We start from the raw sequence: 22,619 nt of genomic DNA, 5'->3' as shown, positions 1-22,619 counted from the left end.
GAATCTAATTAAACTCTGTACTTTGCTCAGTCATATAATCAATCCATTGCAGCCAATCCTGCGCTGGTTGACGGGTGTCGTCAAATGCAAGAGCCTGTTGAAATACTGATTTTGCTTTGGGTACATCCCTCGCCTGCCACCAGGCATAACCAGCCAGAAGCATGACCTGCTCTGGTTGTTTCAGTTTTCCCAGTTTAATGGCTTTTTGAAAATCCTGTGCGGCTTCCTGCCACCGTTCATCGGCCAGTAATAATCTTCCCCGCAGCCATAGTGGTTCGCCTGTTTCTATTCCTGCTTTTTCCAGAGCTGAAAGTGTTTTCTCAGTTTCTTTGGCCTGCAACCAAAGAGATGCAGTATGCATCCAGTTTGATTCACTGTTTTCAAGGGCGCCTGATGCGATTGCCTGCTCCTGTTTAATCGCGGCAGCGGCAGGCTGACCCTGTGTTGCTCTTAATGAAACTGTTCCACGAGTCAGTTCTTTTAAAGATGCCTTTTCCGGTTGAAGGCGTTGGGCAATTTCCATGCTGGCAAGAACATTGGCAGTGCTGTCCTGATAGGAGTAAAGACTGGCTAATTGTCGCCAGCGTTCGCTTTTGTCTGGCTCTAGAGTGATGAGTTGGAGCAGGGTTTGAGTTGCTGGCTTCCAGTTTTCCAGTGTCCAGCGAATATGAAGTTGTAACTCCAGCCACTCTTTGGGAGGTTTGCTGTGATTATTCAGGGCCAGGTCAATAACTGCTGAAGCTTCTTTGAATCTGTCGAGCTGAACAAGGGAGTAAGCAACGAGCAGCGAAAGTTCTCTGTTGTCAGGATTTTGCGCAATCAATGGCGCCAGTCGGTTAACAACAACGGGAAAATTATCTAAAGCTATTTGATGGCGAGCCAGACGAAGTTCCAGATTCACTCTTTGTGGCGTACTTGTTGGGTAAACAGGCAGAAGCTCAACAATCCATCGCGATGCCAGCCGAGGGTCATCCCGCTTTTCTGCAATATCCAATAACTGAATCAGGGCGTTGGTACGCAGTGAGTTCCCGGACTTTGTTTGATTAACGATGGCTAGAAAAGCCGGTTCAGCTTTTTCCTGCTGGCCAGCCATCATAAACAGGTTGGCATTTTCCAACTGAGTTTGTAGATCGCTGGCATTAGACATTGAGCTTAACAGAAGAACGGTAATAGCAAGGATGAGTCGTATATGCGTCATGGTTGAAACCTCAACCGCTGACGAGCTTTACGAGCCACCTTTTTGCCGTTGATCTCTCTGGGTTTGAATTTGTAATGTTTCAAAGCCTTCAGGGCTGACTTTTCAAATATGCCGCGAGGCTGGGCATCAATAATTTCCATATCCTCCACCGAACCATTTGCGGTAATGGTGAAGCGAATATCTACCCAGCCCTCAATACCCCTGCGCTTGGCAATATGTGGATATTCAGGAGGAACGCTGAATAAGGTCACTATGTCAGTTTCTGGAGTGACTTGAGGCTTTGCCGCTGGCGCTAAAGCTGGCAGTTCAGGAAGGCTGGCAAGAAAACTGCCTGTGTCTGGAATGGATGTTATATCTACAGCCATAGCCGGAACTGTGAATGCTGGCGCTAAAGTGTTCAGTGGTGGGCTGGGCTGCACAGGTTTATGACTGGAGGTGTTTTCCAGTGACGCTTGTGGCTGATTCGGTGATGTCTCTGTGTAAACCGTTGTGACCTTTATAGTGTCATCACTTTCCTGCTGATTGGGTGTAGCTGGTTGATACAACAAACCATGCAGAAGACTGAATAATAAAAAACTGCCAATAATTCCGGCAATTAGTGCGGCAGGTAGTCGTAGATTTAAACCTGAGGCATCTGCCATCACAGAGGATCCGCAACCAGAGAAATATTGGTAAAGCCGGTAAGGCGTAATTCATCCAGAACTTCTACAAGCTGCCCGCTGGGCACACGTGAATCTGCCTGAACAGCGATGGCGCTATCTAGTGAATGTTTGCTGGATAACCAAACGCCCAATGCAGCAACAGGGATTGTGGAGTTGTTGGACGTGAGTCGCCCGTCCGCCTGAAGAGTGATTGTCACCGGCTCTTTGAGTTCAACAGCTGAACTTGCTTGTGGGCGTTCAACCTCTAAACCGGAATCTTTAATAAATGTGGCAGTGGTAATAAAAAACACCAGCATGATGAACACCACATCCATCATTGGCGTCATATCAACAGCTGTTTCTTCTGGCTCTTGCAGAGCGTGGCGTCTGGCTCTTCTCATTGTGCCAGACCTCGGGAAAGAGTTTGCAGTCGTTTTTGAGCGGCATTCTGGCAGAGGGTAAACAACCAGAGCCCGGTAACAGCCGTTGCCAGCCCGGCAAGGGTCGGCAGGCAGATGCGGGTTAATCCTGCCAACAATTGATCACTTTCTGGTAAGCCGCTTTGCCCCATTTGGCTAAACAGCTCGATCATGCCTGTGACTGTGCCCAGCAAACCTGCGAGGGGGCAAATCATTATCAGTGTTCGAATAATGTTGAAATTCGTTTGCAGACTTTGCTGCTCTATTGCCAGCCATGATGTGCGAATCATCTGGGCATTATGAGAGTTTTTGTCTTGTCTGTTCTTCCAGCGGTTGATTGTTTCGGTCAGGTGCTGGGTGTAGTGACCAAAGAACCAGACTCGCTCGGCCAGCAAAGATAAAAGCACCGTGCAGAGCAGGAATATCAGCCACAACACCCAGCCACCGCGGTCAAGAAACTGAAGCAGATCAGCAACCATACTCATAACATGGCTTCCGCTTTGGATGTTTCTGGCTCTTTCTTAATCTCAGACTGTTGTTCTGTGATCTGTTTTTCCTGGAAATCTGCCAGCAACCCGGCAGCCTGTTTATCCAGAATCAGCATTAAGCGTTTACTGCGAGAAGTTAGTAGAGCGTGTCCGGCAAGAAGCGGGATTGCTGCCAGCAAACCTGCAGCCGTGGTTACCAATGCCTGTGCAATTCCTGCGGCCATTAATTGTTCCCGGCCACCACCAAGGGTCATGGCCTGGAACGTAGCGATCATGCCAACAATTGTTCCCAATAAACCCAGCATGGGCGCAAGAGCTGCCATAAGCCGGACAACACTATGACCTGCTTCCAGATGTGGCATTTCTTCCATAACTGCTTCATCCAGACGCAGTTCTCTCGATTCTGTATTGCCACTTTGGGCAGAAGCCTGCCAGGCCAGCAAAACCCGCCCCAGAGCATTGTTTTCAGACAGTGTGTGAAGGTTGTGTTTCTGGTGATTAACGCGAAGAGTTTCAGCATTAAGAAACCTAATGCGTATGCCTGTGAAAACAATTCCCCCCACTGCAAGAACCAGAATCAACCAAGCGATAGCACCACCGTTGTTGACCTGTTCCAGCATTGTTGATTCTGTGGCCATACGTTGAAGAATCTGGCCGTGTTCAGGATCTATTGCCATTGCATCCCCACGACTTCCCCGAAAGCTGGCCGCATAAATGCGGGTGAGCATATTTGGCTGGCGGGGAGCTGTTAGCAGGCGATCACGATCAGGCTGATAAATTAGAAAGTTGCCGTTGTTGTTGGCCGCGAATGGGCCAGCAAACGTCACTGACTGAATCTGCTCTGAGCCATTCGACTGAACCACACTCACTTCTACCGGCCCAGCCAGACCAGTGTCTTTTACAAGAGACTGAAGTTCGGTCAGGGCATTTTGTAACTTTTCAGGTGAAGGCAGTTCTGGTGATTGGCTGAGCTCCTGGAACAGGGCTAATCGTCCCGGAGAAAGAGCTGTCACTGGAAGTGAGCGAGCATGTTCTGCAATGCTCTGAAACTCCTGATTCAGGCTGTTGGTAAAACGACCCCGGTCAGCCAGTTGGGCATTTTTCTGTTCTGATAATTGTTGGAGAGTTGAGGAGTTGACCTCTTGCTCACTACGTAGTTGCTGATTACGTTCTTTGAGAGCTTTGAGTTGTGATTCCAGTTCAGCGAGTTTAGCTGCCTGTTGGTCTCTCTCCGCAAGGAAGCGCTGTTCACGTTGTTGGTTGTTTTCTCTTTCTTTATTTCCGTTAGCAATGGTTTGTTGCATCAGTTCTTTAAGCAACAACTCAGGTGAGGTTGTTGTTTCTCCAAAAGCTGTGCTCGCGGATAAAAGAGTGAAAAGTACGAAAGTCAGGGAAGATAAAAACCTTATGGAGCTCATTGGTGTTCCTCCTCTGTGACAGCAATATCTGGTACCGGCAGGTAGAGCCAGTCTGACTTTCTGTCATTGCGGGCAATGTCCCGTGCCCGAATCAGTTCCCTGATTTGTGAGAGTGTTAATGGCTGCCAATCCGCAGTATCGGAAAGGTACATGGCGGCATCGTTGCCATCCGGCGTCAGGTAATAAAGAGCCACCCGCCCCAGTCGAACAAACTCAACCTGTTGGCCATTGTTTAATTGACCGTCCCAAGTCGTTAACTTGGATCCGTTATCAAGTTCTTCACGCCAGAGCTTGAGGCTCGCCAGAAATCTTTGGGTGCTCTCTGGAGAATCGAGGGCTGTAATCAGCTCGGCAGGTGTGTTTTTCGGTTTGAATGGGAACTGCTGATCCAGCGGTGTCAGGTTGCGCTGAAGCTGGTTGCTGAAATCATCCAGCTGACTAAGCAGGCGACGGGTATCTTCAATTTCCTGAGATTGCCGGGTAATGGCTCTTTGCTGCCGCCCAACATTTTGCTCCAGTAACTGGTTGCTTTGGGATAGCTCTGTAATCTCTTTTTGCAGAGCCCGGTATTTCTCCAGTAAAGCTCTGGTTTCAGAATCCAATTGGTTAATACGCTTCTGGCTGGCAGCGGAAGCATTTTGAGTGCCGACTTGCGTCGCAATAATGCTCTGTGGAGTCTCCTCCAGAGCATAAGCAGGAAAAACGGCGCAAAGAGCAATTGTCAGGAGGAGTGCTCGTAGCATCGGGCACCTATTCATTATTTTTATTGGGTGTCAGATTCCTGTTCCCAGGAACCCCTAATTCCTTCCAGACCATTATCCAAGGGGGCGTGCGAGGTATCAATAGCAAAAAGGCTGATGTTTTCTTGATCTGCATCAATAGGTAAAACCCGTACTGGGTATATGGTTATTGTGTAAGCGCTATGTAAGCAGTAAGCCAAAAACAACATCAAAGCTGACTGAACAAGCAAGGAGTGGATCATGCCTTTCGAAGCACTGGTAATTGCCGGAGTTCTGACTGTAGGTCTTGTGGTCGCCTTTATGGGGGGATTCGGGTGGTTTGTCTACAAAGACAGTCATCGGAAGCGTGATCAGTCTGACTCCTGATATCAGCTAAAAATAACAACACACCCAACACACAGCAAAGAAGCTAAGAACAATGAATAAATTTATGAAACTTTCAGGGATTGCTGCAGCGGTTTCTGCTGCTCTGGTATTGACTGCTGGTAGCGTGCAGGCGTACGAGGCTGGTGATTTTATCCTGCGTGCGGGTGCGGCAACTGTTGATCCGGATGTTGATAGTGGCAAGCTTAAGGCGAATGGTGGTTTGGTGACTCTGGGGGGAGCACCAACAACCGTTGATGTTGACAGTGATACACAGCTGGGTCTTTCTCTCACCTATATGCTGAGTTCTCACTGGGGTATTGAGCTTCTGGCTGCGACACCTTTCAGTCATACCATTAAAACTAAAGGCGGCTTGAACGGACTTGGCAAACTGGCTGATGTTAAACACCTGCCACCAACTCTGACAGTTCAGTATTACCCAATGGCTTCAGATTCTGCATTCCAGCCTTATGTTGGCGCAGGTTTGAACTACACCACTTTCTTTGATGAAAGCATCAAGAGTCAGCACAAAGGCAGCTTTGGCAACCTGGAGTTGGATGACTCCTTTGGTTTAGCTGTTCAGGCTGGTTTCGATTATGCGCTGACTGAAAACCTTGGGGTAAACGCAGCTGTTTGGTACATCGATATCGACACAGAAGCCACTTTTGATGGTCGTGGTTCCTTTGATGGCGTGAAGTTTAAAACTGATGTAGAGCTCGACCCTCTGGTTTACATGGTTGGCCTGAACTACAAGTTCTAACCTGAAAACTGCCTCGGTATGCAAAAGGCCATCACTTGTGATGGCCTTTTCTTGTTATGTGCTTTTAATTGGAAGGCTTGTGTTGTTCAAAATAATTCCGCACCAAACGAGCAACAGCGCTTCGCCAGGGGCGGGACATTATGCCAAAGGTATGTCTCAGGTTCCGGCTGTCGAGGCAGGCATTCACAGCGGCTTCATCACCCGCACTGTCTTCTGGTAACGCGTCTTTGGGAATATCCAGATATTGTGAGGCTTCCGCGAGAATAACTTCTGCAAGAGTGTATTCATCGGTGGGTTCTGCAGCGCTGTAATGATATGTACCCCAGCAATTGGAGTCGCAACCTATCTGCTGAGTAATGGCGAGAAGTACGCGGGCCACATCTTCCGCGGTTGTCGGACATCCTCTTTGATGGGAGCTGGTAAATGCTGGTAATGGGTTTTCAGAATCTCGAAAACTGTCCAGTAAACGAGTTGCCCGGTTTCTTCCCCAGTGACTGATGATCCAGGACAGACGCAGAATAACGTGCCGTGGGCAGCGCTGGTGAATCTGCTGCTCCCCCTGCCAGAAACTGTTTCCAAGCACACTTTCAGGGTTGGGAGTGTCTTTCTCTGTGTAAGGTTCTTTCTTTGTGCCGTCGAAAACCCGCCATGAAGAAATCTGAACCAGCGCTGCACCTACTTTATTGCAGGTGTCTGCAAGATTTGAGACTCCATCCCGGTTAAAACTGAAACAGCGGGATGGCTCTTTTTGAGCATTGCCGGCAGCACGATACCCGGCAGTATTCACAACCACATCGGGTTGCCACTCTTCAATCAATTTGACCACGGTCCGATGATCTTCAAGATCCAGCTGTGTTCGGTCCGGAGCCTGGAAGTGGATCTGGTGACTTTCCAGTAATCGGCAAAGCTCTTGGCCAATCTGACCACTTCCTCCAATGACAAGAACTTCCATGGAGTACCTGACGGTGTAATGAATCAGTCAACGATCATATCAGAACCATTCGGAAGGAAAACAAGCCGTAGATATATTGGATTGGTATATGTCGGCCATGTGTGCGGATAGTGCTTATTTTGGTTGTGGTAAATCTCGCGTACTTTTGTACGAATGTATTCCCCTGTTATCACTGATGAGAAGCGTGCGTGACCTTTTCAATTCGGCAAAAAATCATCCTTTTCACGGTGATACCGGTCACGCTTATCTACAACATCATCTTTGTACTCTCGTTAAATCAGAATATATCTAACGAAATACGTTACATCGAAGGGCGGCTAACAGACTCAGTGGCTGCTGAAGCCGAGCACATAAACACACTGTTTCGCAGCGCCACAGTTTTGTCTGATATTGCAAAGTCTTTGATTATCTCGTCAAAGGATACTGACTGGCGCAATAATCTTATTCCCGTCCAAAAAGTCCTTGAGGAGCTGACGTACTGGTCTGAAATGGCTGTTGTCAGAGAAACCAGCAATGGTTCCTATGACGTTGAGAAGTTCTCAGATCCATTTTCCCCTTCAAGTGCGCACTGGTTAACCCATTGGTTGAGAGATACGCAGGCTATGGGCTGGAGTATTGTTCTGGATACCGAAAAAAATAACGAAGTTCTTGGCTTTGTTTATGGAACTTCCTTTTCAGCAATTCAGAGTGGGCAACCCGTCGAAGGGGTAGTACTGGTTTTTTTACCTGTTGATATTATGCGCCGAGACGGCCCACAGGTTTCAAATTTCATTGACCCTCGTCTTTTACTGCTTAAGCGTGATGGTAGTGTTCTGTATTACACCTCTAATACAAGTCTTCCAGACGAGGTGATGCGTTCAGAGGAACTCAGGAAAGAAAGTAATCTGGCTATGAATCAGCTTGATGATTCTGAAGCATCAGTAGTGTCTTATTTATATGCAAACGAAGAGCGTTTGGTGTACAGGCAGCTGGTTCCAGTTCCAAACTGGTACCTTGTTGGCGTCGTCAATAAAACCGAACTAATGAGTGCTGTTCGTTACTCTATATGGGTGCAGGCTTTTATGATGATTGCCTCACTGGGAGGAATCTTCTTCTGTGCATGGTGGGTAGCCGGTCGTATTGTCTGGCCGTTAAGAATGTTGGACCGGGCTATCTCAAGAGTGGCTGACGGCCAGCTTGATACTGTTATTGATATTCCTGGGAATGATGAAGCCAGCAGGTTGGCACGGCGCTTCTCAACGATGACGCGACAGCTGCAGCTGAGAGAAAAACTGGAACATGAGGCAAGAACAACCGCTTTTGACCACATCGTTCAGGGTATAACCGGAGACTTCTTTTACTTCCGCCATGACCTCGAAGGTAATGTGACCTTTGTCAGCCCCTCCATTGAGAAAATCCTTGGGATTTCTGTGGATGATTTTTACGGGCACTTTACCAAGTTTTATACATCTTCTCCTCAAAACCTGGCAGCCAAAGCTTCAACCGGGAAGGTCCTCAGTGGTGAGCCATTAAGTATCTATGAAGCCGAGATGCATGACGGCCATGGAAATATCCATTACATAGAAATTGTAAAAGTACCGGCCTATGACTACGAAGGAAAAGTATGCGGCATTGAGGCTATGGGGCGAGATGTTTCTAAAAGGATGAGTGATGCGACCCGGTTTCGCGGTTTGCTTGAGTCTGCCCCTGATGCCATGGTGATTACCGATACTGGCGGCTTGATCACTATGGTGAACGTTAGAACTGAAGTTCTGCTGGGTTTTCAGCGCTCCTCTCTTATTGGTCGCCCGGTATCTTCTCTGTTTCCGGTAAAGGAAGCTAAACGTTTCCCGCTGTTGAATGCCTCTCCTGAAGAAAGAAAAAAACTGCGTATACGCTCAGGGCTGGAGCTGAAAGCCAGAAAGCGCACTGGGCAAACCATTCCTGTTGAAATTACTCTGAACCCCATAGAAACCACAGATGGTGTGCAGTCATCAATCTTCATGCGGGATATCAGCGATCGCTACGCGGCGGAACAGGCGCTGAGGCAAAGTGAAGAGCGTTACCGCCGAATGATTGAAGCCCTGCAGCAGGAATACATTTTTTATACCCAGCGGACAGATGGGTCGTTTATGTATGTGACGGATTCTGTCGAACGCATATTGGGGTATGAACCTAATGACTTTATGACCAACTTCTACAGCTATCTGGCTTCAGATAAAGATAGGGCGTTAGCAAAACATGTACGTTCTCAGGTTTGCCAGGGGAAAACTCACCCAAGTTATGAACTGGAAATTATTCGTGCCGATGGCTCCCTGGGTGTGATCGAAGTTCTTGAAACGCCGGCATTTAACAGCCGTGGAATGGTTACTGTTGTTGAAGGGCTGGTAAGGGACAGAACGCAGGAACGTTCTGTGGCTGTCAGTCTTGCCGAAGCCAGGGATGCTGCTGAAGCCGCGAGTCAGGCAAAATCAATGTTCCTGTCCAATATGAGTCATGAGCTGCGTACTCCACTCAATGGCGTGCTTGGCTATGTGCAGTTGTTACTTTCGGGTTCAGACATCTCTCCTCAGCAATATGATCAGTTGTTATCCATAGAAGCCTGCGGACAACATCTGCTGACGTTGATAAACGACATTCTTGATTTGACCAAAATTGATTCCGGTGAGCTGGAATTAAACCTCGCACCAGTCAATGTTGTGACTCTGGTGGAATCAGTAGAGCAGATTCTTTATCACCGTGCTGAAAGCCGAGGATTGCAGCTTGAGCTGACTGTTCAGAATGCCGTACCCACATCGATTTTTGGCGATGAAACCAAGCTGCGCCAGATCCTTATTAACTTGGTGGGGAATGCCGTTAAATATACCGACCGAGGACGTATCAGCCTGAGTGCCTCAGTGAAGAAACAAAGGCTTGTATTCTCTGTAGAGGATACCGGTATTGGTATTCCGGAAGATTATCTTGAAACTATTTTTGACCCCTTCCGGCAGGGTGAAGGTGGACACCGGGTTGGTGGAACGGGGCTTGGTTTATCTATCAGTCGTCGTCTGGCAGAAGCTATGGGGGGCGACCTTGGCGTAGAGAGTACAGAAGGAGAGGGTAGTGTCTTTACCTTCTCCATGCCCTTTGAAGTTGTTGAAGGTTCTCAGGGGCAGTCCACTTCGAAAATGATTAGCAAGAACTGTCGCCTAAAGGCAGGGCAGAATGTTCATGTATTGATTGTGGATGACACGGCAACCAATCGTGAAATCCTTCAACGTATGCTCTCTCAGAGTGGCTTTGTCGTCGCAGTTGCTGAAAACGGACGAGAAGCTGTACGTATAGCGCAGACGCAGAATTTTGATCTGATTTTTATGGATTTGCGCATGCCGGGAATGAGCGGCTTCCGTACCACAAGAATGATCGCTTCAAGGCTGAAAAAACAGTGCCCTTCGGTTATCGCAATCTCTGCGGGTGTCTATCCTTCCCTACCAGATGTTATCGCCCGTTGGGGGTTTGCAGACTTCATTGGTAAACCATTCCGCAGTCAGGATTTGTTCAGGGTTATACGCCGCCATCTTGATCTGCTGTGGGAAGAGACCGCTGAACCCAAAGAGGTGAAAAGCAGTCAACCCGTTGGAATGACAGCTGAACAGGCTGCTCGCATTCATGTGTCTTTGAGCAATGCACTGGAGCTCGGTGATATTGATGCCATTCGCGCTGTCGCCAAAGAGATGATGGGTGATAAAGGTACACCTGAAACGCTTTGGGCTGAGCGGGTATTGGAATGTTGTGATGCTTTAGCTATGGAAGAGCTGGAGCGAATCGTAAGAGAGCTGGCTCAGGCCAGTTAACCAATCAGATTTGTCCCAGCAGTGGGGGAGAGACACTTGACCGCCGATATGCAGTTGCAGGCAGAAGGCCTGTCTCCGGATGAGGGTTCACTCACCGGGCCAGATGAAAAAATTCTTCTTGTGGATGATAACCCCACAAACCTTCAGGTTCTTCTACAGACCCTGAATGGACGTGGGTATAAATTGCTGATTGCAAAAGATGGAGAGAATGCGCTCCGCATTGCCCATAAGGCTAAGCCAGCACTGATTCTGCTGGATATTATGATGCCGGGGATTGATGGCTATGAAGTGTGCCGCCGTCTTAAGGCAGACCCGGATGTTTCCGATATAACGGTTATTTTTCTCTCGGCTCTTGATGATACCCGTGACAAGGTTCGTGGTCTGGAAAGCGGCGCTGTTGATTATATCTCCAAACCATTTCAGGCAGAGGAAGTTATTGCCCGGGTTGATACCCAATTAAAAATTCATCGATTGGAGCAGGCACTGGCAGCCCGTAATCGCCAGCTGGAAGCGACCAATGAGCGTTTGCTGGAAACCATGAGGGAAGGTATTTTCGGAGTGGATGCAGAGGGCAAAATCTCTTTCGCTAACCCGGCCGCCAGCCGTATGACCGGTTATTCAATGGCTGAGCTGATTGATGGTGATCTTTACGGTATGGCCATGTGTCGTACGCCAGAAGGTGGGCCAACACCTCGGGAAGAAACTGCACTTTACAGAACACTCTCCCAGGGAATTGTGCAGGGACTTCACGATGGTCTTTTCTCTCGACGGGATGAAACTTTATTTCCAGTCGATTACTCCTGCACTCCTATTGTTGAAGAGGGTGCCGTAACAGGAGCCGTTGTTGTTTTTCGGGATATTACCGAGAAGAAAAGGCAACAGGAAATTCTGGATAAAGCTCTGGGCGAAGTTCAGGAACAGAAAGACAAACTCACCCATATGTCCCGCCTGAGCAGTATGGGGGAGATGGCATCGGGATTTGCCCACGAAGTTAACCAGCCCCTGACTGCGATTAATAACTATGCGCAGGTCTGCCGAAGAGCGCTGCAAAGAGAAACTCTGGATAAAGAGTTTCTGAATGAAGCGATGGAGAAAGTTTCTACTCAGGCTCAGCGTGCCGGAGATATTATTTCCCGTATTCGCAGCTTTGTGAAAAAGCCGGATCACTGCCTTGAACAGGTAGACTGTAATCGTCTGATAACCGATGTGGTGAAACTGGCTGAGGTTGATGCTCGTCATAACCAGATAGAAATTCATCTGGATCTGGCCGAAGACCTGCCTGAGGTGCGTATTGATCCTATTCAGATACAGCAGGTGGCATTAAACCTTGTTCGCAACGCTATGGAAGCCATGCGTGATATGCCCTGCCGTGATGTAGGTGTTTGGGTGGAAACCCGTCAGGTTGATGAACATTTTGTCAAAGTACGGGTTATTGACCGTGGTTATGGCCTTGCCGATGATGCTGAAGAAAAGATGTTCACCCCGTTCTACACCACCAAATCGGATGGCATGGGAATCGGACTTTCTGTCTGCCATTCCATCATTCAAACTCATGGTGGTGTACTGAGCTTTGAACGCAATCCTGAGGGGGGAGCCATCCTCTGGTTTACGGTTCCTGTTGCCTGAAGCCGTTTGAGTGCTATTCCCGTTGCCCTTGAGTGGTTATAATCGCCTGTTAATTATTCAGATAATCAGGTTGATGCAGGTCAACGGGGAGAATGGCTTTGTCAGTTGCTGAAACCAAAATTGAGAGCGCAGATGTTCACGCGTATATGCAGCGTGTAGGGCAGCAGGCCCGTGAAGCTGCCACGCTGATTGCTCGGGCAGAGGCCAGTGTAAAGAACCGGGCACTGCTGGCAACCGCTGAAATTCTCAATAGTTCACGTAAAGAGCTGGCAGAAGCTAATCGCAAGGATCTGGAAAATGGTCGGGCAAATGGCCTGACCGATGCCATGCTGGATCGTCTTGAGCTGACTCCCGAACGTATCGATACCATGATCGAAGGGCTAAAACAGGTTGCTGCTTTGCCAGACCCTGTGGGTGGTATCACGGATATGAAGTATGTTCCCAGTGGTATCCAGATCGGCAAGATGCGTGTGCCTCTGGGCGTTATCGGAATCATTTATGAGTCTCGCCCTAATGTGACTGTTGAAGCAGCCAGCCTGTGTTTGAAGTCTGGTAATGCGACAATCCTTCGGGGTGGCAGTGAAGCGATCCATTCAAACCGTGCCATTGCCCGTTGTCTGCAGGATGGTATGCGTGAATCTGGCTTGCCGTTGAATGCTGTACAGGTTGTGGAAACCACAGACCGAGCGGCAGTGGGTGAACTGATCACCATGCCGGAATATGTGGACGTAATCGTTCCCCGGGGCGGCAAAGGATTGATTGAGCGTATCAGCCGGGATGCCAAGGTAACAGTGATTAAGCATCTGGACGGAATCTGCCATGTGTTTATCGACAGTAAGGCAGACCTGACCAAGGCTCGCAATATTGCCCTGAATGCCAAAACTCACCGTTACGGCACCTGTAACACCATGGAAACCCTGTTGGTGCATCAGGATATCGCGGAGTCCATACTGCCGGTTCTGGCAGATGATTACCGTGAAAAAGGTGTGGAGCTGCGCGGTTGTGAGAAAACCTGTTCCATTATCCCTGATGCAGTTCCGGCACAGGAGGAAGACTGGAGTACCGAATATCTGGCTCCTGTGCTTTCCATTCGGGTGGTTGCGGATATGGATGAGGCGATTACCCATATCAATCGTTATGGTTCTCACCATACTGATGCCATAGTGACCGAGGACTATACATTGTCCCGCCGTTTTCTGCGGGAAGTGGATTCCAGCTCCGTTATGGTCAATGCTTCTACTCGTTTTGCAGATGGTTTTGAATATGGTCTGGGGGCGGAAATCGGTATTTCCACCGACAAGATTCACGCCCGCGGCCCCGTTGGCCTTGAAGGTCTGACATCTGAAAAATATGTTGTTCTGGGTGACGGACATATCCGCACCTGAGTTTTTGAACGGTATCTTCTGGTGTGGGTAGTTATTTACTTCACTGGCAGGTGCCGTTGTTTATTGTGATCAGGTTATAAATCACTACATGCAATCTAATGAACTGAAAAACCTTGTTGTAGACACTCTTGAAGAAACCAAGGGTAAAGACATCACTGTGCTGGATGTCAGCGACAAGACTGACGTGACCGATACTATGATTATTGTATCCGGTACTTCCAGCCGTCACGTGAAATCTCTGGCAGACAATCTGGTGAAAACCTGTAAAGAAGCCGGTGTTATGCCTCTGGGCGTAGAAGGTGAAGAGCAGGCAGAATGGGTACTGGTAGACTTGGGTGATGTTGTTGTGCATCTGATGATGCCTTCTGCCCGCCAGTTTTATGATCTGGAGCGTCTCTGGGAAGCCTCTGTTGACCAGCAGGTTGAAGCTGCTTTTGAAGAGAAGTAGCAAATGCGTATTCGTCTGATCGCTGTCGGCCAGAAAATGCCTGGCTGGGTCACAGAAGGATATAATGAATATGCCCGCCGATTACCTGCTGGCTTTTCTCTGGAGCTCTGTGAAATTCCTCTGAACAAACGCACCAAGAATGCTGATATTCAGCGTTTTCGGGCAAAAGAGGGAGAGCAGATGCTGGCAGCTATCGGAAAAGGGGACCGGGTGATTGCCCTCGAAGTGAAAGGGCGGGAATGGAGTACGGAACAGCTGGCCGATAAACTTGGCCAGTGGCATGACAATGGCGAAAATGTCAGTCTGCTGGTGGGTGGCCCGGAAGGTATGCTTCCGGAAATATCTAACCGCGCAGATGTGAAGTGGTCGCTGTCTCCTCTGACCCTCCCTCATCCAATGGTACGGATACTTGTTGCAGAACAGTTGTATCGTTCATGGAGTATCCTGAATAATCACCCGTACCACCGTTAAATAAAGCGAAAAGTTAATGCATGGCGGCTGATACGATAAAGGACCATCCGGGGGAGCGCCGGCTGGTCAACTTCCGCGTCTGGCTGGCAGTGGTGGTCATGATTCTCATGACCGCCGGGCTGGTGATTCGCGCCTTCAATCTACAGGTAATGCAATACGATGAGCTGGCGACCCAGTCAGAAGAGAATCGTATTCACCTGCGGACTGTGCCTCCTGTTCGAGGCCTTATCTACGACTCCAAAGGTCGTCTTCTTGCTGAAAACCGCCCGAGTTATACCCTGACCATTATTCGCGAGCGGGTTGAGGATATGGACTGGACTCTGGATGAACTGGGCAAACTGGTGATTCTGGATCAGGAAGATGTTGATGATTTCAAAGAGCGGGTTTACCAGAACCGGCCTTTTAACAGTGTTCCCCTCAAATACCGCCTCAGTGAACAAGAGATTGCCCGGGTCTCCGTAAATCAGCACCGTTTACCAGGGGTAAATGTTGAAGCGCAGCTGATTCGTTTCTACCCACATAAAAATACCATGGCTCATGCGGTTGGTTATGTGGGGCGAATAAACGACAGGGAACTGAAGAAACTCGATACGTCACTCTACAGCGGCACCAATATTATTGGTAAAACCGGTGTAGAGCGTTATTACGAAGATATCCTGCTGGGTAAACCCGGTTACCAGGAAGTGGAGTCAAACGCCCGTGGACGAGTACTTCGTGTGCTTAAACAGGTTGACCCAATCCCCGGAAACGACCTGCATCTCTATCTGGACTTGGATCTGCAAAAAGCGGCAATGGATGCCCTGAAAGGCAAGCGTGGTGCAGTTGTTGCCCTGGATCCAAAGACTGGTGGAGTGCTGGCGCTGGCCAGTACGCCTTCCTACGATACCAACTCTTTTGTAACCGGCATTGGTTACAAGGAATACAGCAGTCTTAGAGACAATATTAACCGCCCACTTTATAACCGGGCGACGCTGGGTGAGTATCCTCCAGCTTCTACCATCAAACCATTTATAGGTTTGGCAGCACTGGACAGTGATACGGTTGAAAGTGACTACAGAATTTTTGATAAGGGTTATTTCCAACTTCCCGGTGAAGAGCGCCGTTACCGAAACTGGAAACGTACGGGGGATGGCTGGACTAATCTGGTTCGCGCCATAGCTCGTTCCAATGATACTTATTTTTATGATATCGCGGTAAAAATGGGTATCGATACTATTCACGAATACATGACCATGTTTGGTCTCGGCCAGCGAACCGGGTTGGATATAGCTTCAGAGCGTCCCGGCTTGATGCCATCCAGAGCATGGAAACGGCAGGCCAGAGGAGCACCCTGGTATCCCGGTGAAACGGTGATTTCTGGTATTGGTCAGGGTTATATGCTGTCAACGCCATTGCAGCTGGCAACAGCCACAGCTGTGCTTGCTAACCGGGGAACAGTGGTAAAACCACGGTTGGCGAAACCCGGACCAGGTGTTGCGCCGGTGCCCCCTTTTGCCCATGTGGAAAAAGATGAGCAGGACTGGGAAACAGTTATTCAAGGTATGCGTGAAGTTGTGGCAAACCCGCGAGGCACCGCAGCCTATCGCATAGGTAAGAATCTGAAGTACACCGTTGCAGGAAAAACCGGTACTGCCCAGGTCGTGGGTATTCCTCAGGATATTAAAGAGGAAGAAGCCCGGGTGTTGGAAGAGTTTCAGAAAGACCACGGTTTGTTTATTGCTTTTGCTCCGGTGGAAGATCCAAAGATTGCTCTGGCTGTGATCGTAGAAAATGATTCTAAAGCAGCAGTGGGTGTTGCCAGAAAGGTTATGGACGCCTGGTTGCTGCCACAGTTGAATGATCTGACCAAGGTCAGCCTGCTTTCAGGGAACAAGAAAGAGGGAGAGCGATAATGTCTCAGGACTTTATTCGTCAGCTTGACCCAAGCCATAACCTGAGAAATGCGCCGTCTCTGAGTACCCGGCTGCACCTTGATCCGATACTGCTTTCCACGTTGTTGGTTTTCTGTACTGCAGGGCTGTTTATTCTGTACAGCGCCAGTGGCCAGAATATGGATATGGTGGTTCGGCAGGCTGTTTATATGCTGGTGGGTTTTGCTGGCATGTGCATTATTGCCCAGATCCCTCCGCGCTATATGATGATGCTGGCACCTATAGCTTACCTTGGTGGTGTGGCTCTGCTGATCACTGTATTGGTGATGGGGTATGGCGCTAAAGGTGCCCAGCGTTGGATTTCTCTGCCGGGGTTTCGCTTTCAGCCTTCTGAAATTATAAAACTGGTTATGCCCTTAACGGTGGCGGCATGGCTGTGCCGTAAACCTTTACCACCAAAGTTTCAGGATGTTGTGACTGCTCTGGTTCTTATTGCGATTCCAACAGCGCTAATTGCCAAACAGCCTGACCTTGGTACTTCTTTGCTGATTGCCGCATCAGGCTTGTTTGTTTTGCTCCTTGCAGGTTTGAAGTGGCGGATTATTGGTAGCGCTGTATTGCTTGCCCTGCCAGCCATGTGGGGCATGTGGCACTTTGTGATGCGGGAATACCAGAAACAGCGTGTGTTAACGTTTCTGAATCCTGAGAGCGATCCGTGGGGTTCTGGCTGGAATATTATTCAGTCCAAGATCGCCATTGGTTCTGGTGGCTTGTACGGAAAAGGGTGGTTGCTGGGAACGCAATCGCATCTCGATTTTCTGCCGGAAAGCCATACCGATTTTATTATTGCGGTATTGGCGGAAGAGTTTGGTCTTATCGGCGTGTTGGTTCTTTTGGCCGCTTATGCACTGATTCTTGGGCGGGGTATTTTCATTACCCTCCATGCGCAAAATATGTTTGCAAGGCTTGTCGCGGGTAGTGTGACCTTAACATTCTTCGTTTATATTTTTGTAAATATTGGCATGGTTAGCGGGTTGCTGCCGGTGGTTGGTGTGCCTTTGCCGCTGGTGAGTCGAGGGGGAACCTCGCTGGTTACGCTCATGGCCGGTTTCGGGATTTTGATGTCGGCCCATACTCACAGAAATCTTCTTGGCCGATAAACTGCTTGACTTCCCATCCCTATAAAATGATAAGTAGTATCCTGTAAGTAGCGCAGTTTATTGCGCTACTGACTTATTTTGTAACCGGTTAAGCCGGTAGGGGAAAATACCCTTATGATACGATCGTTTTTTTTGGGGCTTACGTCGGGAAAAAGCAAGGCCAGACGCATAACAAAAAGAGCGGCTGTTCTTGCCGCCAGTGTTTCATTCACTATGGGTTTAAGTCTTCCGGTTCACAGTGAAGGCTTTAAAAGTGAAGATATTGACGGTTTCATCAATGAGTTGGTGAGGGATGAAGGTTTCTCACGGCCAGCTCTGGAAAAAATGTTCAAAGAGGTGGAATTCAAACCTCGCATTGTTGAACTGATCAGCAAACCTGCTGAGCGCCGCCTGACCTGGTGGGAATATCGCAACCTGTTTATCAATGACCTGCGTATTGATCAGGGTGTGGAGTTCTGGAAGAAGAATAAAGATATTCTTGACCAGGCCAGCAAAACCTATGGTGTTTCCCAGTCAGTTATTATTGGTATTCTGGGGATAGAAACCGGCTTCGGCCGCAACAGTGGCGGTTTCCGGGTTGTTGATGCTCTATCAACCCTTGGCTTCGGTTACCCACGCAGAGCGACATTCTTCCGCAAAGAATTAAAGGAGTTTCTGGTTCTTTCACGAGAGCAGGGATTTGATCCTCTGTCTCTGACAGGCTCTTATGCTGGAGCTATGGGAATTCCTCAGTTTATGCCTTCCAGCTACCGGGCTTACGCCATTGATTTTGATAAAAATGGTCAGGCTGATATCTGGGAGTCTCCGGCAGATGCCATTGGTTCCATCGCTTCTTACCTGAACCGCCATGGCTGGATTGAAGGTAAACCTGTCGCTTCGAAGGCCAATGTCCAGGGGCAGAAGTACAGTGCTCTGTTCAGTGATAATCCCCGGCCAACCCGGTCAGTAAACGAAGCCCGCAATCTTGGCTGGAGAAGCCAGCAAGTGCTTCCCGACAGTGCCAGAGTGCGTGGGCTGAAGCTTGATGGGAAGAACGGCATCGAGCACTGGCTGACCATGACTAATTTCTATGTCATCACTCGCTATAACAAAAGTGACCTCTACGCGATGGCTGTATACCAGTTAGGGCGTCAGGTTGAGCAGAAAATGCAGGCGGGCAAATCCACCTCCGAAGATCAATCGGCTGCTAAAGACCAATCCCAGACATTGGTCCAGACTGATACATGAGGCTAAGGTTTTTGAGAGTAGCAATGTCTGGTGTTTTCCAATCTTCGATGATTATCCCCGTGTGTGTGCTTATGGTAATGGCTGGCTGTTCCAGCCAGCCAACCCAGGAACAAATTCAGGCCAGTCGCTATCACATAGCGAATGACCGGGCGCATAAGGATATTGATGTTAGAAATATTCCTAATGCCGTTCCCCGCCCGCCATCCGGGGATGTGAAAACGGATCCTTACAGCCTTAACGGCAAAACCTACACGCCTAAGACCACAGCCGCTGGGTATGTTCGTAAAGGAACAGCGTCCTGGTATGGTGCCAAATTTCACGGTTACAAAACTGCCAACGGTGAAATTTACGATATGTATGGCATGACAGCAGCCCACAAAACGCTGCCCCTGCCATCCTACGTACGGGTCACTAATCTGGAAAACAATCGCAGTGTCATTGTGCGGGTGAATGATCGTGGGCCATTTCACGGCAATCGCCTGATTGATCTTTCCTGGGCTGCGGCCAAAAAGCTTGGCTACCAAAGCAAGGGTGTTGCTCAGGTGAAGATTGAGGGAATCGATACGTCTCCCGAAGGTATGCTGGCTTTCAAGCGTGCAACCCAGAAACCGCTGAAAAGCGGAACGGATGCCGATTCTCTGATATATCTTCAGATCGCCGCCCTCAGCAGCAAGGATGGAGCTTTGAATCTGAAGCAAAAGCTGCTGGCAGTGAGTGATACTCCTGTACAGGTTATTCCCAGTGTGAAGGATAACCTGTTCCGGGTGCGTATGGGGCCTTTCTCTTCTGATCAAGATCTTTTGGAAACCCAGGCAAATCTTGAGAAATACCAGCTTGGTAAAGGGCACAGAGTCTTCGACTGACTGCCTCCACACAGAAATGTAAAGCTGTTAATACAAAAAGCCCCTTGAATTTTTCCGTGGTTATGACTTATTAATGCACTCCCGGCCTGTTGTTATAATGCTGGATTACATCGAATCCACGATGATCATGGACAGATCCCTGGTGATTCACCAGCTAGTGATGTTGTGTGATTTCTTTGCCACGGAATGCTGTAACTAAAAGGTTTGACTGAAAAAGCCATGAATCTAACTGCTTCAATATCCCGAAAACTAGCCGCTGCTATGGCCGGTGTTGCTTTGTTAGCAATTTCTACAGTGTCCCAGGCTCTGCCTGCGGGCCTGATCCCTTCGCCGCCAAAAGTTGCGGCCAAGAGCTACATCCTGATTGATGCCGTTAGTGGAGAAGTGCTGGCAGAGCATAATGCCGACCAGGTACTACCTCCTGCCAGTCTGACCAAAATGATGACTGCCTACGTTGTGGAGAATGAACTGGCGGCTGGCAACATTAAGCGTGATGAGCTGGTCACTGTCAGTGAAAAAGCCTGGCGTATGCGTGGCTCACTGATGTTTATTGAAGTAGGTGAAAAGGTTTCTGTAGAAGATCTTTTGAAAGGCGTGATTATTGTTTCCGGTAACGATGCCAGTGTTGCCCTGTCTGAATATGTTGCCGGCAGTGAAGGTGCTTTTGCTCAGGTTATGAATGCGACAGCCAAAGAGCTGGGCATGAACAACACCCACTTTAAGAATGCTTCCGGCTGGCCGGTGAAGGGTCACTACACCACAGCCCGTGATCTTTCGATTCTGTCTCAGCGCATTATTTATGACCACCCGGAATACTACACCGTATATGCTGAAAGAGAGTTTCAGTATGGCGTGAACAAGAAGACAGGTCGTCCGCTGAACCCTCAGCCCAATCGTAACACTCTGCTGTTCACTAACCCGAATGTTGATGGTCTGAAAACTGGTCACACAGATGAAGCTGGCTATTGTCTGGCGGCATCTGCCACAAATGATGAGCGTCGCCTGATTGCTGTGGTTATGGGAACGTCCAGTGAGCGTGCCCGCGCCAACGAAACCCAGAAGCTGCTGACCTACGGTTTCCGCTTCTTTGAAAACGTGGATGTAAACCGTGGTGGTGTTGCTCTTGAGCAGGTGCGTGTCTGGAAAGGGTCCATTGATAACCTGCCAGTGGGTCTGACAGATGATCTGGTCGTGACTGTACCGCGTGGCAAGGGTAAGGATGTGAAAGCCTCCATGGTTGTTGATGACAATCTGGAAGCGCCAATCGCGGCTGGTGAGAAAGTTGGTTCTGTAATTGTTCGTGTTGATGATGAAATCATCGCAGAACGTGATCTGGTTGCTCTCGAAGCTGTTGAAAAGGCTGGTTTCTTCAAGAGCCTGTGGGACAGCATTATTCGTTTCTTTATGGGGTTGTTTAGTTAAACAGCCCTGAATCCTGAAGAAGCCCACAGTCGTATTAATAATGACGAGGCTTCTTCAGGACTTGTTAATCTGCATTAATCTGTGGGGACGCACAGATTCTGATTATCTGCCGAAGTAGCTAGGGAAAGGCTCAACGCAGAAAGCATGGGGGTGCTATGGCTCAGGTTTATCTGAACGGAGAATTTCTTCCGGTTGAAGATGCGAAGATATCCGTACTGGATCGGGGGTTTCTGTTTGGTGATGGTGTGTATGAAGTCGTACCGCTTTTTGATGGTAAGCCGCTTCAGCAAAAAGAACACATTGACCGTCTGTACCGCAGCCTTGAATCCATAGACCTGAAAATAGAGCAGAAACCCGAAGAGTGGGATGACCTGTTTCAAACCCTGTATGCACTGAACAAAGATAATGGCGATAATCAGTCCGTCTATCTGCAGATCACCCGCGGTACCGGGAAAGTCCGCTCCCACAATTATCCGGATGGGGTAAAGCCCACCGTGTTTGCCATGACCATGCCTTTTACTCCGGGGATTCGCGTGCAGCAGCATCCAGGAGGAAAAGCTATAACCGTGGCTGATCAGCGTTGGCAGCGTTGTGACATAAAAAGTATTTCTCTGCTGGGTAATTTGATCCCCCATCATCGTGCGGAAGAGGCCGGTGTGACTGAGGCTATTCAGATTGATGAAGATGGCCGGGTTACAGAAGGTGCTTCTAGTAATGTTTTTGTTATCCGTGATGGGCGTATAATCACCCCACCGTTAAGTGAACGTATTCTGGGTGGTGTAACCCGGGCACTGGTTTTGCAGCTGGCGGCGAATGACAGCCGTTATGTTTGTGAGGAACGTGAGCTTTCTGCTGAAGACCTCCAGCAGGCGGATGAAATCTGGATTACCAGTTCCAGTCGGGAAATTGTCCCAATTATTGAGTTAGATGGTGTGACCGTTGGCGGCGGTGAGCCGGGCCCTGTATGGCAATACGTGGCGAACTTGTATCGCAGTTACCGCGATGGCACATCATAAAAAGTGATTTGAAGTAGATATGGCTGAACAGCAACCTCCAAAAATTGAATTTCCCTGTGATAACTATCGCATAAGTGTGATGGGTGTTGCTGATGATGGTTTCCATGAGTCTGTTCTGGAGGTTGTTCGCAAGCACGCTCCTGACCATGATGGGCAATACACTCTGCGAGACAGTAGCAAAGGCCGGTTTGTCGCTGTTGTTGTTACGATTCGGGCAACAGGTGAAGAGCAGCTGCGAGCGCTGCACAATGACCTGAAAGCCAACAAGAATGTAAGAATGGTGCTTTAAACCGCCCCGGTTCGGGGAGTGAAAAAGCACAGAATTGTCAGGATAAAAGA

21 protein-coding genes are annotated in these 22,619 nt (G+C 48.9%); 14 read left to right on the top strand and 7 right to left on the bottom strand.

Annotated features, from left to right (window positions below; genetic code table 11):
• Positions 1 to 4: 4 nt before the first annotated feature.
• The 6 genes from ACY2RR_RS03020 to ACY2RR_RS02995 are packed head-to-tail and all read right to left on the bottom strand — an operon-like array spanning position 5 to position 4,907.
• The gene (locus ACY2RR_RS03020; protein ID WP_490106660.1) at positions 5 to 1,198 is read right to left on the bottom strand and encodes a tetratricopeptide repeat protein; all 1,194 of its coding nucleotides are present in this window, start codon (positions 1,196 to 1,198) and stop codon (positions 5 to 7) included.
• Positions 1,195 to 1,839, bottom strand: a complete 645-nt coding sequence (locus ACY2RR_RS03015) for an energy transducer TonB (RefSeq protein WP_490106659.1) — start codon at positions 1,837 to 1,839, stop codon at positions 1,195 to 1,197. Before ACY2RR_RS03015 ends, ACY2RR_RS03020 begins: the two co-directional genes overlap by 4 nt.
• Positions 1,839 to 2,240, bottom strand: a complete 402-nt coding sequence (locus tag ACY2RR_RS03010; RefSeq protein ID WP_490106658.1) for an ExbD/TolR family protein — start codon at positions 2,238 to 2,240, stop codon at positions 1,839 to 1,841. Before ACY2RR_RS03010 ends, ACY2RR_RS03015 begins: the two co-directional genes overlap by 1 nt.
• Positions 2,237 to 2,743, bottom strand: coding sequence for a MotA/TolQ/ExbB proton channel family protein (locus tag ACY2RR_RS03005; RefSeq protein ID WP_490106657.1), 507 nt, complete (start codon positions 2,741 to 2,743; stop codon positions 2,237 to 2,239). Before ACY2RR_RS03005 ends, ACY2RR_RS03010 begins: the two co-directional genes overlap by 4 nt.
• Complete coding sequence (locus ACY2RR_RS03000; RefSeq protein ID WP_490106656.1) at positions 2,740 to 4,164, bottom strand: MotA/TolQ/ExbB proton channel family protein; 1,425 nt, start codon at positions 4,162 to 4,164, stop codon at positions 2,740 to 2,742. The genes ACY2RR_RS03005 and ACY2RR_RS03000 overlap by 4 nt, the downstream gene beginning before the upstream one ends.
• The gene (locus ACY2RR_RS02995; RefSeq protein ID WP_490106655.1) at positions 4,161 to 4,907 is read right to left on the bottom strand and encodes a DUF3450 family protein; all 747 of its coding nucleotides are present in this window, start codon (positions 4,905 to 4,907) and stop codon (positions 4,161 to 4,163) included. The genes ACY2RR_RS03000 and ACY2RR_RS02995 overlap by 4 nt, the downstream gene beginning before the upstream one ends.
• 237 nt (positions 4,908 to 5,144) lie before the next feature.
• Here ACY2RR_RS02995 and ccoM point away from each other — a divergent pair, with 237 nt between their 5' ends.
• Positions 5,145 to 5,270 (top strand): cytochrome c oxidase subunit CcoM, encoded by a 126-nt coding sequence (gene ccoM / locus ACY2RR_RS02990; RefSeq protein WP_490106654.1) that lies wholly within the window; start codon positions 5,145 to 5,147, stop codon positions 5,268 to 5,270.
• Positions 5,271 to 5,334: 64 nt separating this feature from the next.
• Complete coding sequence (locus ACY2RR_RS02985) at positions 5,335 to 6,027, top strand: OmpW/AlkL family protein (protein WP_490106653.1); 693 nt, start codon at positions 5,335 to 5,337, stop codon at positions 6,025 to 6,027.
• Positions 6,028 to 6,091: 64 nt separating this feature from the next.
• On the opposite strand, the gene ACY2RR_RS02980 is transcribed toward ACY2RR_RS02985, so the two are convergent.
• Positions 6,092 to 6,979 (bottom strand): SDR family oxidoreductase, encoded by an 888-nt coding sequence (locus ACY2RR_RS02980; RefSeq protein ID WP_490106652.1) that lies wholly within the window; start codon positions 6,977 to 6,979, stop codon positions 6,092 to 6,094.
• 188 nt (positions 6,980 to 7,167) lie between these two features.
• On the opposite strand from ACY2RR_RS02980, the gene ACY2RR_RS02975 reads away from it, so the two are divergent.
• The 12 genes from ACY2RR_RS02975 to ACY2RR_RS02920 all read left to right on the top strand — a co-directional run bounded on the left by ACY2RR_RS02975 (position 7,168) and on the right by ACY2RR_RS02920 (position 22,569).
• On the top strand, positions 7,168 to 10,791 hold the full coding sequence (locus ACY2RR_RS02975; protein ID WP_490106651.1) for a PAS domain S-box protein: 3,624 nt from the start codon (positions 7,168 to 7,170) through the stop codon (positions 10,789 to 10,791).
• Between the two features lie 36 nt (positions 10,792 to 10,827).
• The gene (locus ACY2RR_RS02970) at positions 10,828 to 12,417 is read left to right on the top strand and encodes an ATP-binding response regulator (protein ID WP_490106650.1); all 1,590 of its coding nucleotides are present in this window, start codon (positions 10,828 to 10,830) and stop codon (positions 12,415 to 12,417) included.
• Between the two features lie 92 nt (positions 12,418 to 12,509).
• Positions 12,510 to 13,802, top strand: coding sequence for a glutamate-5-semialdehyde dehydrogenase (locus tag ACY2RR_RS02965; protein WP_490106649.1), 1,293 nt, complete (start codon positions 12,510 to 12,512; stop codon positions 13,800 to 13,802).
• 88 nt (positions 13,803 to 13,890) lie between these two features.
• Complete coding sequence (gene rsfS / locus ACY2RR_RS02960; RefSeq protein WP_490106648.1) at positions 13,891 to 14,250, top strand: ribosome silencing factor; 360 nt, start codon at positions 13,891 to 13,893, stop codon at positions 14,248 to 14,250.
• A gap of 3 nt (positions 14,251 to 14,253) precedes the next feature.
• The gene (gene rlmH, locus ACY2RR_RS02955; RefSeq protein WP_490106647.1) at positions 14,254 to 14,721 is read left to right on the top strand and encodes a 23S rRNA (pseudouridine(1915)-N(3))-methyltransferase RlmH; all 468 of its coding nucleotides are present in this window, start codon (positions 14,254 to 14,256) and stop codon (positions 14,719 to 14,721) included.
• Positions 14,722 to 14,741: 20 nt separating this feature from the next.
• Positions 14,742 to 16,613, top strand: coding sequence for a penicillin-binding protein 2 (mrdA, locus tag ACY2RR_RS02950; RefSeq protein ID WP_490106646.1), 1,872 nt, complete (start codon positions 14,742 to 14,744; stop codon positions 16,611 to 16,613).
• Positions 16,613 to 17,752, top strand: coding sequence for a rod shape-determining protein RodA (rodA, locus tag ACY2RR_RS02945; RefSeq protein WP_490106645.1), 1,140 nt, complete (start codon positions 16,613 to 16,615; stop codon positions 17,750 to 17,752). The genes mrdA and rodA overlap by 1 nt, the downstream gene beginning before the upstream one ends.
• Positions 17,753 to 17,866: 114 nt before the next feature.
• Positions 17,867 to 18,979, top strand: coding sequence for a lytic murein transglycosylase B (gene mltB / locus ACY2RR_RS02940; RefSeq protein ID WP_490106644.1), 1,113 nt, complete (start codon positions 17,867 to 17,869; stop codon positions 18,977 to 18,979).
• Positions 18,980 to 19,002: 23 nt separating this feature from the next.
• On the top strand, positions 19,003 to 19,842 hold the full coding sequence (locus ACY2RR_RS02935; protein ID WP_490106643.1) for a septal ring lytic transglycosylase RlpA family protein: 840 nt from the start codon (positions 19,003 to 19,005) through the stop codon (positions 19,840 to 19,842).
• 219 nt (positions 19,843 to 20,061) lie between these two features.
• Positions 20,062 to 21,264, top strand: coding sequence for a D-alanyl-D-alanine carboxypeptidase family protein (locus ACY2RR_RS02930; protein WP_490106642.1), 1,203 nt, complete (start codon positions 20,062 to 20,064; stop codon positions 21,262 to 21,264).
• A 155-nt stretch (positions 21,265 to 21,419) separates the two neighbouring features.
• The gene (locus ACY2RR_RS02925; protein WP_490106641.1) at positions 21,420 to 22,280 is read left to right on the top strand and encodes a D-amino acid aminotransferase; all 861 of its coding nucleotides are present in this window, start codon (positions 21,420 to 21,422) and stop codon (positions 22,278 to 22,280) included.
• Positions 22,281 to 22,299: 19 nt separating this feature from the next.
• Entirely contained in the window at positions 22,300 to 22,569 is a 270-nt protein-coding gene (locus ACY2RR_RS02920; protein WP_281645130.1) for a YbeD family protein, read from the top strand.
• Positions 22,570 to 22,619: the final 50 nt, after the last annotated feature.

Source organism: Parendozoicomonas sp. 2304DJ65-17 (assembly GCF_058148445.1).
Note: the sequence above shows the minus strand (reverse complement) of the source record. Positions and strands in the feature narration are given on the sequence as shown.